This window comes from Pukyongiella litopenaei (assembly GCF_003008555.2).
Taxonomy (GTDB): Bacteria; Pseudomonadota; Alphaproteobacteria; order Rhodobacterales; family Rhodobacteraceae; genus Pukyongiella; species Pukyongiella litopenaei.
The window spans coordinates 3,420,179-3,431,637 of record NZ_CP027665.1 but is presented as its reverse complement, the minus strand read 5'-3'; the positions used below and the strand labels follow the sequence as shown (position 1 = coordinate 3,431,637).

Sequence of the window (11,459 nt, the reverse complement as noted above, 5' to 3'; positions counted from 1 at the left end):
ACCGTGAAAAAGAATAGTTAACTTCGCGTTACCGTAACATAGAAACCGCATCGCGCAACCTAAGGTTGCCTCATTTTTCGCAGCGCCGCGATTTTCAGCCCCTCTTCACCATGATCCGCCACCGCCTTGATCCAACCGCGGAATTCTTCTTCGGACAGCGCATAGCGTTGCAGTGCCTCGGACTGCGCGATCAGGCCGTAGAGCACACCGCGCACGACCGCCGCCTTGCGTGATGCGACCCAGCGCCGCGTGTCCGCCGGCGGCAGGTCGGCGCGCGTCATCACCCTGCCATCCGGCAGCTTCACCGCCCGCGGCCCGTCGACTTTCTTGAGAAACATCATCCCATCCCCTTTCAGTCACCCGCCCCACCATTGCCCCCTCGCCTTAACGGGCCGTGAAACCGGGCCTTGAGAGTCGGTAGGATTTTCCTATATTCTGCGGCACTTCTCTTCCTGTCAGGAGCCGCCCCATGGCGCTGGATACAGACGCACCGCTGAATTCCCTCGGCTTTGCCAAACCGCCCGCGGAAACACGGGTCGTGGTGGCCATGTCCGGCGGCGTCGACAGTTCCGTCGTCGCCGCCCACCTGGCCGATCAGGGCTATGATGTCGTTGGCGTGACGCTGCAGCTTTACGACCACGGCGCCGCCCTGGCCAAGAAAGGCGCCTGTTGCGCCGGGATCGACATTCACGATGCGCGGCGCGTGGCCGAGGAACGCGGATTCCCGCATTATGTGCTGGATTACGAGAACATCTTTCGCGACGCGGTGATTGACGAGTTCGCCGACAGCTATCTGGGTGGCGCAACGCCGGTGCCCTGCATCCGCTGCAACGAGCGGGTGAAATTCAAGGATCTGCTGGAAACCGCGCGCGATCTCGAGGCCGATTGCATGGCTACCGGCCACTATATCCAGCGCAAGCAGGGTCCGAACGGCCCCGAACTGCATTGCGCCGAGGACGCCAATCGCGACCAGTCCTATTTCCTGTTCTCGACGACGCCGGAACAGCTGTCCTTCCTGCGGTTCCCGCTCGGGCACCTGCCCAGCAAGGATGCGACCCGCGCATTGGCGGCGCAATACGGCCTGGCGGTCGCCGACAAGCCCGACAGCCAGGACATCTGCTTCGTGCCGAACGGCGACTATGCCGCGGTGATCGAGAAACTGCGCCCCGGCGCGGCGGAACCCGGCGACATCGTTCACGCCGACGGGCGCGTTCTGGGCGTGCATGACGGCGTGATCCACTACACGATCGGGCAACGCCGCGGCCTCGGCATCGGCGGGCTGTCCGAGCCGCTCTATGTGGTCCGGCTGGATGTCGACGCCAAGCGGGTGATCGTCGGCCCCAAGGAGATGCTGGCGACCCGCACGATACCGGTACGCGAAATCAACTGGCTGGGCGACACCCCCTTTACCGCGCGCGATGAATGGCATCTGTCGGTCAAGGTCCGCTCGACCCGGCCGCCGCGCGAGGCGATCCTGCGCCCGCTCAGCGACACCACCGCCGAGGTGGAACTGCTGACCCCCGAAGAAGGCGTGTCGCCGGGCCAGGCCTGCGTGTTCTACGAAACCGGCGGCAGCCGCATCTATGGCGGCGGCTGGATCTGGAAAGGCGCCTGAGCCGGTCGCAGTGTCAGCGAAACAGCCGTCAGAGCCGGTCCAGAACCGCCCGCGCCGCGCGCAGGCCGGGCATCTCGCCGCCGCGCCCCAGCCGTTCCATGGTCAGGTCCATCGCAGCCCGCTGCGCCGAGGGGTCGGCCCGGACGCGTGCGAGCTGCCGCGCGATGGCGGCGGGCGTGCAATCCGGCCCCAGGCATTCCGGCACGACGCGGGTTTCGCTGACCAGATTGACCAGCGTGACGGTATCGACGGTCACCATCCGCTCGGCGATCTTCTGGGTCAGCCAGTTGAGCCGGTAGGCAATCACCATCGGCGTTGCTGCAGCGGCAAGCTCCAGCGACACGGTGCCTGAGGCCGCCAGCGCCAGATCGGACGCGGCAAACGCGGCCCGCTTGTGCGCCGCCGCCGTATCGGGATCGAACCGGCGCGGATCCAGCACCACCGGATCGCCCGGCCAGCCCGATACCAGCTGCGCGACATGATCGGCCAGGTGACCCACCGCCGGGACCAGCACCCGGTGGCCCGGCGCATCCGCGAGGAACCGCCCGAGCGCCGCGGCGAACACCGGCGCAAGCCGGTCGACCTCGCCCCGCCGCGACCCCGGCAGCGCCAGCAGCAGCGGCGCGTCCGCCAGCCCCAGTTCGGCCCGCAGACCCGCGATATCACCGGCGGTTGCCCGAGGTTCGGTCACCACCGGATGGCCGACGAAATCACAATCCATGCCCGCCTGCTCCATATAGGGCGGCTCGAACGGCAGCAGCGCCAGAACGTGGTCGATGACCTTTGCCATCTTCGCGGCCCGGCCGGGCCGCCAGGCCCAGACGCTGGGCGCGACATAATGCACAATGCGGATATCGGGCCTGGCCGCCTTGACCCGCCCGGCCACACGCAGGCAGAAATCCGGACTGTCGATGGTGACCAGAACATCCGGCCGGGTGTCGATCACCGCCTGGGCCGCCTCCGCGATGCGGCGCTTGAGCTGGAAGAACCGCGGCAGCACCTCGGCCAGCCCCATGACGCTGAGTTCGTCCATCGGGAACCGGCTCTCGAGCCCCTCGGCCTGCATCAGCGGGCCGCCCACACCGTCAAAGGCGACATCCGGCCGCAACTGCCGCAACCCGGCTATCAGCGCCGCGCCCAGCCGGTCGCCCGAGGGCTCGCCGGCGATCAGGAACACGCGCATCAGCCGGGCTCCCGCACCCAGAGAAACAGGCCGGTGCGCGCGCATTCGTCCAGCACCGCGGCACGGTCCAGCACCATGACGCCCCCGGCCTCGACAACCACGCCGCGCAGCCCGGCCGCGGCGGCGTTGCGGATCGTGCCGGGGCCGATCGCGGGCAGGTCGGCGCGGCGGTCCTGGCCGGCCTTGGGCGCCTTCAGCAGCACGCCGCCGGGCGGCTTGGTGTCGTAGCGGCGCAGCGTGTCGAGCATCCAGTCGGTGCCGGGCAGCGCCTCGACGGCGATCACCTGCCGGGCGGCCACGACGCAGCCCTGCCCCACATCCTGCGCCGCCAGCGCCGCCAGCACCTGCGCGGCGCGGGCCGCATCCGCCCGGTCGGCGTCGGTCGTCTCGCCCGACAGCAGGCCGGGTCCGGGCAGCAGGGCGGGCGCGATCTCATGCGCGGCACGCATCTGCAGGCCCGCGCCCTCGAAAATGGCGATCACCGCCCGCAACGCCCCATCGTCGCCCGAGGCCAGCGCCTTCTGGATCACCGGCACCAGGGGCAGCGTGGCCGCGTCGATCGCGGCGGGATCGACCGGGGGACGGCGGATCGCCCCGGCCAGGCAGACCTCGGTCACCCCGCGCGATTTCAACTCGGCCAGGAAACTGCCGAGCGTTTCGAGCCGGAACATCATGTCCGGCGTCAGCGTATCGGGTTCGAACCCCTGCAGCGCACAGACCAGCGGCGCCGGGCTGCATTCGGCCACCACCGCCGCGGGCAGGCCGCCGGTTCCGGCAATCAGCGCCAGCATCCGTCAACCCCCGGGCGTGTGGAAGGACCGGCCGCTTTCGGCCAGGATGAACTCGGCAATCTCGCGCACATGCGCGCTGTCGCTGTCCAGCAGCTGCCGCGCGCGTTCTTGGAACGTGCCCTCGCCCGAGGACAGGAGATCGAACGCCTGCCGCAGCGCCCGAATTTCATCGCGCGAGGCACCGCGGCGCTTCAGCCCGACGAGGTTCAGCCCTTCGAGCTGACCGGTCGGCCCCTGCACCTGCCCATAGGGCATCACGTCGCGGGTCACCTTGGTCAGTCCGCCGATGATCGCGCCGCGCCCCAGCCGCACGAACTGGTGCACGCCCGAATTGCCCCCCACGATCACGTCGTCCTCGACGATCACATGCCCGGCCAGCGGGACATTGTTCACGATGATGCAGCGATTGCCCATCTGCACGTCATGGGCGACATGCGCCCCGGCCATCAACAGGCAGTCGTCGCCGATCCGGGTCACGCCGCCGCCGCCGGCGGTGCCCGCGTTCACGGTCACGCTTTCGCGGATCCGGTTGCGCGCGCCGATCACCAGCCGGGTGTCCTCGCCGCCGAACTTCAGATCCTGCGGGATCTCGCCGATCACCGAGAAACTGAAGATCACCGTGTCGTCGCCGATCTCGGTATCGCCGGTGACGACCACATGCGGCTTCAGCTCGACACGGTCGCCCAGCCTCACCCTCGGGCCGACCACGCAGAACGGCCCGACAACGCAGCCCTCGCCCAATTGGGCGCCTTCCTCGATCACGGCGCTGGGATGTATGCGGCTCATTTTCGCGGGCCTTTCGCCGGTCGGGTTCCCGTTGCCGTCACTGGCCCGGTGTCCAGTCGACCAGGGCGGAAAACTCGGCTTCGGCCGCGACCTCGTCGCCCACCATCGCGACCCCGTTGAACTTGAAGATCTTGCCGAAGGGTTTGCCGCGCAGGGTTTCCACCTTCATCTCCATCACGTCGCCGGGAACCACCTTGCGGCGGAACTTGGCCCGTTCGATGGACATGAAATAGATCAGCAGATCGGTATCGACCACGTCAAAGCCGACCCCCAGCATCACGCCTGCGGTCTGCGCCATCGCCTCGATGATTGTCACGCCAGGCATGATCGGCGTGCCGGGGAAATGGCCCTGGAAATGCGGCTCGTTCATAGTCACGTTCTTGATGCCGCGCGCCGAGGCATAGCCGTCGATATCAACCACCTTGTCCACCAGCAGGAACGGATACCGATGCGGCAGGATCCGCTGAATCAACTGGATATCCGCGCTTTTCAACTCGTCGCTCATGCTGGGCACTCCCTCTTTCACCCGCGCGGGGCGGACATGTTCCGTCCTGCATGCAGTAACAATCAAGCCGCCATACGGCAAGCGGCGCTAGTCCTGCGGGGCCTCTTGCGTCTCGGGCGCGGCATCATCGGGCGCAGCGTCATCCGGCACGGTTTCAGGGGCGGCATCTGGCGCGGTTTCCGGTGCGGGGGCGGTCTGGTCCCCGGACGGCGCCCGGGTTCCGTCGCCGATTGCCGCGTCGATGCGTGAAATCGCCAGGTCGGTGATGTCGGTGGCGTTGGCGCTCAGGAACACGCTGGACCGTTCGAGGACGACACTGGCGCCGGAATCACGCATCAGCGACACCAGCACCGGGCGAATCGCGCGGAAGAACTCGACCCGCGCCGCATCGTCACGTTTGGCCAGCGCCACGGCCTTGGCGTCCTGGGTCTGACGGATCTCCTGCACCTTGGCGTCGAACGCATCGGCAAGCTTGCGGAACTCGTCGGGCTCGAGACTGGCGCGACGGTCGGTCAGGTCCTTTTCCTCGGCCTCCAGTTCCGCTTCCTTCTGCCGGTTCTCGGCGGCCAGCAACGCGCTGTCGGCCTCGATCTCACGCGCGACGCGGCGGCCAAAGGCCGAATCCACGAACAGGCGTTCCGATGCAATGGTCAGGATCGGAACCTGCGGCATCCCCAGCGGCTGGGCCGGCACGGCCGTCGGCGCGGCGGCCCCCCACAGCAGCAGGGCCAGCCGGGTGACGATGGCCCGAAGACCCATCACGCACGCCTCAGAACTTGGCCTGGATGGTCAGGTCGAAGGTCTGCTCCTTGTCGTAGTCTTCCTTCCGGAGCGCCTTGGAGAAGTTGAACCGGAGCGGACCGAACGCGGTATCCCACAGCAGCGAGAAGCCGATCACATGACGAAGTGCCCCCTCGGCCCCGACGATCACGCCGCCGGTTGTATCCACATTGTCGATGTTCCAGAGATTGCCGACGTCATAGAACAGGCCGCCGCGCAGCCCGACCTCTTCGGGGATCCCCAGCGGGAACTCGGCCTCGAACCGCGCGACAGCATAATAGTTGCCGCCGATGGCATCGTTGACCCCGTTCGACAGGTCGCGCGGACCGATACCCGCCGGTTCGAAACCGCGGAACGTGTTCGGACCGAGAACGAACCGGTCCACCGCGCGGCTCGACACATCGCTGCGCCAGTGCAGCGCGGCGGCCTCGAAGGATGCGCGCAGGGTCACTTCTTCGTTCAGCACCCGCGTCTGCGCAATCGCCTTGGCCAGCGACTTGATGTATTTGTTGTCACCGCCAACGCCGCCGAAATCCATCCCAAATTCGAGCAGCACCCCGGCATTGGGGTTCAGCCCGGTGGTGCGGCTGTCGAACGCATAGGTGAACCCGAGCGCGCTGCTCGTCCGGTTGCCCTGCGCGATTTCGTTCAGGATCACCTCGCCCGAGATCACCTCGTCGCCGCGCCGGATCATCTCGCTGTCTTCATAGCTGTAGCGCACCGCGAGATACGAGCTTTCGCTCAGCGGGAACCGGAGCGAGGGCACGAAGAACAGCCGCTCGATATCATAGGTCGCAAAGCTCGATTCACGCCCCGCAACACCCAGATCGAGGTCGAACCGCAGGTTCCGGCCCATCAGGTAGGGTTCGGTGAAGCCCAGAACATAGAGCTGCGATTCCTGCGCGGTCGACGCGGTAAAGGACAGGCGCTGCCCGCGGCCCAGAAAGTTGCTTTCGCGGAACCCGATCGCCACGCCGAACCCGTCCGAGACGGAATAGGAGCCGCCCAGGTTGAGCGAGCCCGTGGGCTGTTCGGCGACATCCACATCGACGATCACACTGCCCGGCGCGGAACCTTCGCGGGCGTCCACCTCGGTGGTCTCGAAGAACCCCAGCGCACGGATGCGTTCGGCGCTTTCGCGGATTTCACGCGGATTGAACGGGTCGCCCTCGACCACGCGGAACTGCTGGCGCACCACCCGGTCGAGCGTAGTCGTGTTGCCTTCGATGTCGATGCGTTCGACGAAGACGCGCGGCCCCTTGGTCAGCACGAACTCGATATCCAGCGTGAGATCGCGGTCGTTGCGGGTGATCCGCGGTTCGACCCGCATGAAATCGATGCCCTTGCGCACGGCCAGGCGTTCCTGGCGGGCAATCGAGTTCTCGACCAGCGATGGCGAGAACACCACGCCGGGTTTGATCTTCAGCGCCTCCTGGAACTCGCCCGCATCGGCGCCGGGCATCTCGCTGCGGGTTGTGATCCGGCCGAACTTGAACTGCTGGCCTTCCTCGACGTTGATCACCAGGTAGAAGGCATCGCGTTCGCGGGTGAATTCGACATTGGAGGACAGCACCCGCATGTCGACATAGCCGCGCGACAGGTAGAAATCCCGCAGCACCTGCTTGTCGAACTCGATCCGGTCCTCGATCAGCGTGTCGGACCGGATGAAGGTGCGCAGGAAACCGGCCTGTTTGGATTCCAGCACCCGGCGCAGACGCCGGTCGGAATAGGCCCGGTTGCCAACGAAACTGATCCGCTCCACCTCGATCGCGTCGCCCTCGGCGATCTCGAACACGAGATCGACCCGGTTTTCGCTGCGGCGAATGATCCGCGGCGTCACCCGCGCCGAAACCCGCCCCTGCTGCGAATAAGCCTCGGCCAGGGCCGCGGCATCGCGTTCGGCGCGTTCCGGGCTGAACACCCGGCGCGGCTTCGATTCGATGATCTTCTCGAGGTTCTCGTCCTTCAGACGCCGGTTGCCCTCGAAGTTGACGATGTTGATGGTCGGATACTCGCTGACCTTGATCACCAGCGTGCTGCCCTGGGGAACCAGGTCGACCGACTGGAACACGCCGCTGCCAAGGATCCGCTGGTAGGCGTCGTTCAGTTCCCCGGCGCTGACCCGCTTGCCGCGTTCGAGCCCCGCGTAATTGACAATGGTGGCGGTTTCGATCCGCTGGTTGCCCTCGACCTTGACCGAATTGAAGGTGTAGTTCTGCGCCCGCGCCGTGCCCGGCACCGCGGCCAGAACGATGGCCAGAACCATGGCCTGAGCAAGGGCAAATGCCGGTGCCAGCCTATACCACATCTTGGTTCTCTTGACCTGCTGAACGCAGGATTTGCCTGCCGTCTTTCCGAATCCCATGTCCCTCGTTCCGAAAAGAGCCCCTGTTGAAGAACGTCACTATCGGGAATGGAGAGAGTTGTCAAAACCGCAGAAGCGGCAATTTCGGCGCGGTTCAGCAGAAGATCAGGTCATTTGCCACCGCAAACAGCATCAGGGTCAGAATCAGCGCCAGCCCCGTCGCCATCAGGATGCGCAGCGCCCCGTCGCTGGGCGGGCGCCCCACGACCGCCTCGTAGAGATGGAACAGCAGGTGGCCGCCGTCCAGCACGGGGATCGGAAACAGGTTGAGCAATCCCACCGCCGTGGACAGCACCGCAATGAACCAGATGAAGCTCTGCGCCCCCTGCGCGGCCATCGCGCCCGAGGTTTCGGCGATGCCGACCGGTCCCGAGATGTTGCATGTGCTGATCGCGCCCGTCACCATGTGCCACAGCCCCGACAGCGAGCTTTCGACGATCCGCCAGGTCTGCGCCACCCCACCCAGCAGGGCCGCGCCGGGTGCGGCGGTCCGGGTGGCGGGCTCGAACGCCATGCCGCCGATCACGCCGATGCGCCAGTTGGTGACAAAGCCGCCGCCCTCTTGCGGTTCGTCGGTGCGGCGCGGCGCCAGCGTCAGGTCGATCATGCCGCCGTCGCGCCAGACCGACAGCAGCATGGCCCGGCCATTACCGCCTTCGACCGCCGTTTTCAGATCGTCGAAACTGGAAATCGGCGCCTCGTCGATGGCGACGATGACATCGCCGCCGCGCAACCCCGCATCCATCGCCGCACTGCGCGGCGCGACCTGGCTGACCAGCGCCGGGAACGGGTGCGGGCCCTCGACGCTTTGCACGGAGCCTTCGCGGCGGATATCATAGATCACCGGTCCGCCGTCCCGGAGCTGATCAACCAGCGCATCCCAGTTGCCGCCTTCGTCACCCGGCAGCGGCACGCCGCCCAGGCCGAGAATTTCGTCACCTGGGCGCAGATCATACGCCCCACCCGGCAGAACGTGGATCTCGCCCACCGTGAGCGGGTCGCGCGGTTCACCCTGAAACATGAAGATGCCGGCGAAAACAACGATCGAGAGCACGAAGTTGAACAGCGGCCCGGCAACGACCGTGGCCGCCCTTGCCCATAGTGGCGCGCCGTGCATGGTGCGTCTCAACTGTGCCGGATCCTGCGCGGCGGCGTCCATCACGTCCTGATCCGGTCCGGCCGATGCGGCATCCGCGTCGCCGAGAAACTTCACATAGCCACCGAAGGGCAGCGCCGCGACCTGCCAGCGGGTGCCGCGGCGGTCGGTCCGCGACCACAGCACGGGGCCGAACCCGATCGAAAACACCTCGGCCTGGATGCCCGACCAGCGCCCCACGATGTAATGCCCGTATTCATGCACCGCGACGATCACCGACAGCGCCACCACGAAGGCGGCGAGCGTATAGAGCGCCCCACCGAATTGCGGGATGAGCGATACTGCGTCCAAAACCGTTATCCTGCCCGTTTCATCATGGCCTCGTCGGCCCATGTCCTTGCCAGATGGTCGGTTTCCATGACGTTATCAAGCGTCATCTCGGCATCGAGCAGACCGGTCCGGCCCTCAAACCGCTCCAGCACGGCCTCGACCACCATGGCCATGGCGGTGAAACCGATGCGTCCGGCGATGAACCCGTCCAGCGCGCGTTCCTTGGCACCGTTGAAGGCGGCACCGGCCAGCCCGCCCCGCGTCATCACCGCCCGCGCCAGCCGCAGCGCCGGATAGCGCGTGTCTTCGGGGGCGCGGAAACTGAGGCTGCCCACCTGCGCCAGGTCCAGCCGTTCGACCGGCAGCTCGCGCCGTTCCGGCCAATGCAGCGCATAGCCGATCGCGTGCCGCATGTCGGGCGCGCCCACATGGGCCAGCAACGCCCCATCACGAAATCCGACCAGCGCATGGACCAGCGATTCCGGATGCACCAGCACTTCGATCCTGTCGGGTGAAACCCCGAAGTATTCCTTGGTTTCAATAAGTTCCAGCGCCTTGTTGAACATGGATGCGCTGTCGATCGTGATCCGCTGCCCCATGTCCCAGTTGGGATGCGCACTGGCCTGTTCTACGGTTGCCGCGGCCAGCTTCTCCAACGGCCAGTCCCGGAACGCCCCGCCCGAGGCGGTGATGATGATCCGTTCGACCGCGTGGATGTCTTCGCCCGCCAGCGCCTGGAACACGGCGGAGTGTTCGCTGTCGACAGGCAGCAGCCGCGCCCCGTTGTCGCGGGCGGTCCGCAGGACGAGATCCCCGGCGCAAACCAGCGATTCCTTGTTGGCCAGCGCAAGCGTCGCCCCCTGCTCGAGCGCCGCGAGACCCGGCGCCAGGCCGGCGGCACCGACAATGGCGGACATCACCCAGTCACAAGGTCGCGAGGCGGCCTCGGACAGCGCCGCCGCCCCCGCGGCGACCTCGATCCCGCTATCGGCCAGCGCCTCACGCAGGTCGCCCAACAGATCCTCATGGGCCGTCACCGCCACCTGTACCCGCAGCGTGCGCGCATCCGCGGCCAGCTGCGCGATGTTGCGCCCGCCGGTCAGGGCCACGACCCGATAGCGGTCCGGGTCGCGGGCGATCAGGTCGATCGTGTTCTGCCCGATCGACCCGGTGGCGCCGAAAATGGATATGCGTCGCATCACAAGCTCACCCGCCACCCAGCGGCAGCCCGAACGACGCCTGCACCACGAACACGAAGACCGAGGCCCCCAGCATGCCGTCGAACCGGTCCAGCAGGCCGCCATGGCCGGGGATCAGCGCGCTGGAATCCTTGACGCCGACCGCGCGCTTGACTGCGCTTTCGGCAATGTCGCCCATCTGGCCGGCAAAGCCGACGATCACCGAGAAGACGACCAGTTGCGCCCCGAGCCCCTGCATCCGGGCAAAGACCAGACCCACGAGGGCGGCCCCGATCCAGCCCGCAACCGTGCCCGACCAGGTCTTCTTGGGGCTGATCCGGGGCCAGAATTTCGGCCCGCCCAGCGCTTTGCCCGCGAAATAGCCCAGGATGTCCGATGCGACGACGACCAGCACCAGCCACAGCATCCAGACCCAGCCGAACTGATCGCGCAGCCCCATCATTTCATGCCCGGCCAGGCAGATCCCGGCGGCGAACCCCGCAAAGACCAGCCGCCAGCGCCCCAGCAGCGCCGCGCCGGTCAATGCCGGCACCAGCAGCACCGCCACCGCCGGCAGCGCCGGAATGGTGAGCGACAGCATCAGGGCGGCCGCACCCATCGCGCCCAGCATCACGGCACGCGATCTGCTGCCGGGATCGAGCATGCGGGCCAGTTCCCAGACCATCGCCCCGCATACCAGCGCGACAAAGACGTGAAAGAGATGGCCGCCCAGCATCACCGCGCCCAGCCCGATCACCACCATGACGGCAGCCGAGCCCGCCCGCGCGGCCAGGTCGGACCAGCGCCCTTCGCCACTCATGCCGGGCAAC

General features: G+C 66.9%; 11 protein-coding genes. 1 reads left to right on the top strand and 10 read right to left on the bottom strand.

The features are described 5' to 3' along the window. Positions 1 to 59: 59 nt before the first annotated feature. Positions 60 to 338, bottom strand: a complete 279-nt coding sequence (gene sciP / locus C6Y53_RS16795; protein WP_106474157.1) for a CtrA inhibitor SciP — start codon at positions 336 to 338, stop codon at positions 60 to 62. A 131-nt stretch (positions 339 to 469) separates the two neighbouring features. On the opposite strand from sciP, the gene mnmA reads away from it, so the two are divergent. Next, a complete protein-coding gene (mnmA, locus tag C6Y53_RS16790) occupies positions 470 to 1,615 on the top strand; it encodes a tRNA 2-thiouridine(34) synthase MnmA (protein ID WP_106473495.1) in 1,146 nt (381 codons plus the stop codon). A 28-nt stretch (positions 1,616 to 1,643) separates the two neighbouring features. Here mnmA and lpxB read toward each other — a convergent pair whose 3' ends face one another. From lpxB to C6Y53_RS16745, 9 genes are all read right to left on the bottom strand, one after another. Beyond that, complete coding sequence (gene lpxB, locus C6Y53_RS16785) at positions 1,644 to 2,798, bottom strand: lipid-A-disaccharide synthase (protein WP_106473494.1); 1,155 nt, start codon at positions 2,796 to 2,798, stop codon at positions 1,644 to 1,646. Next, a complete protein-coding gene (locus C6Y53_RS16780) occupies positions 2,798 to 3,589 on the bottom strand; it encodes an LpxI family protein (protein WP_106473493.1) in 792 nt (263 codons plus the stop codon). The genes lpxB and C6Y53_RS16780 overlap by 1 nt, the downstream gene beginning before the upstream one ends. Positions 3,590 to 3,592: 3 nt before the next feature. Next, positions 3,593 to 4,375, bottom strand: coding sequence for an acyl-ACP--UDP-N-acetylglucosamine O-acyltransferase (gene lpxA, locus C6Y53_RS16775; protein WP_106473492.1), 783 nt, complete (start codon positions 4,373 to 4,375; stop codon positions 3,593 to 3,595). Positions 4,376 to 4,412: 37 nt separating this feature from the next. Continuing rightward, positions 4,413 to 4,880 (bottom strand): 3-hydroxyacyl-ACP dehydratase FabZ, encoded by a 468-nt coding sequence (gene fabZ, locus C6Y53_RS16770; protein WP_106473491.1) that lies wholly within the window; start codon positions 4,878 to 4,880, stop codon positions 4,413 to 4,415. Positions 4,881 to 4,967: 87 nt separating this feature from the next. Next, the gene (locus tag C6Y53_RS16765) at positions 4,968 to 5,639 is read right to left on the bottom strand and encodes an OmpH/Skp family outer membrane protein (protein WP_106473490.1); all 672 of its coding nucleotides are present in this window, start codon (positions 5,637 to 5,639) and stop codon (positions 4,968 to 4,970) included. 10 nt (positions 5,640 to 5,649) lie between these two features. Further along, entirely contained in the window at positions 5,650 to 8,025 is a 2,376-nt protein-coding gene (bamA, locus tag C6Y53_RS16760) for an outer membrane protein assembly factor BamA (RefSeq protein WP_106473489.1), read from the bottom strand. Between the two features lie 94 nt (positions 8,026 to 8,119). Further along, positions 8,120 to 9,472: an RIP metalloprotease RseP gene (gene rseP, locus C6Y53_RS16755; protein ID WP_106473488.1), complete on the bottom strand. Its 1,353-nt coding sequence runs from the start codon at positions 9,470 to 9,472 to the stop codon at positions 8,120 to 8,122. A gap of 5 nt (positions 9,473 to 9,477) precedes the next feature. Continuing rightward, positions 9,478 to 10,650, bottom strand: coding sequence for a 1-deoxy-D-xylulose-5-phosphate reductoisomerase (dxr, locus tag C6Y53_RS16750; protein WP_106473487.1), 1,173 nt, complete (start codon positions 10,648 to 10,650; stop codon positions 9,478 to 9,480). A gap of 7 nt (positions 10,651 to 10,657) precedes the next feature. Further along, entirely contained in the window at positions 10,658 to 11,449 is a 792-nt protein-coding gene (locus C6Y53_RS16745; RefSeq protein ID WP_106474156.1) for a phosphatidate cytidylyltransferase, read from the bottom strand. Between the last annotated feature and the right edge of the window lie 10 nt (positions 11,450 to 11,459).

What these genes read in the sequence shown, in the direction of transcription:
- sciP (WP_106474157.1), bottom strand. Translation starts at nt 338, where the DNA reads ATGTTTCTCAAGAAAGTCGACGGGCCGCGGGCGGTGAAGCTGCCGGAT.
- dxr (WP_106473487.1), bottom strand. Translation starts at nt 10,650, where the DNA reads ATGCGACGCATATCCATTTTCGGCGCCACCGGGTCGATCGGGCAGAAC.
- bamA (WP_106473489.1), bottom strand. Translation starts at nt 8,025, where the DNA reads ATGGGATTCGGAAAGACGGCAGGCAAATCCTGCGTTCAGCAGGTCAAG.
- C6Y53_RS16765 (WP_106473490.1), bottom strand. Translation starts at nt 5,639, where the DNA reads ATGGGTCTTCGGGCCATCGTCACCCGGCTGGCCCTGCTGCTGTGGGGG.
- lpxA (WP_106473492.1), bottom strand. Translation starts at nt 4,375, where the DNA reads ATGAGCCGCATACATCCCAGCGCCGTGATCGAGGAAGGCGCCCAATTG.
- lpxB (WP_106473494.1), bottom strand. Translation starts at nt 2,798, where the DNA reads ATGCGCGTGTTCCTGATCGCCGGCGAGCCCTCGGGCGACCGGCTGGGC.
- C6Y53_RS16745 (WP_106474156.1), bottom strand. Translation starts at nt 11,449, where the DNA reads ATGAGTGGCGAAGGGCGCTGGTCCGACCTGGCCGCGCGGGCGGGCTCG.
- C6Y53_RS16780 (WP_106473493.1), bottom strand. Translation starts at nt 3,589, where the DNA reads ATGCTGGCGCTGATTGCCGGAACCGGCGGCCTGCCCGCGGCGGTGGTG.
- fabZ (WP_106473491.1), bottom strand. Translation starts at nt 4,880, where the DNA reads ATGAGCGACGAGTTGAAAAGCGCGGATATCCAGTTGATTCAGCGGATC.
- mnmA (WP_106473495.1), top strand. Translation starts at nt 470, where the DNA reads ATGGCGCTGGATACAGACGCACCGCTGAATTCCCTCGGCTTTGCCAAA.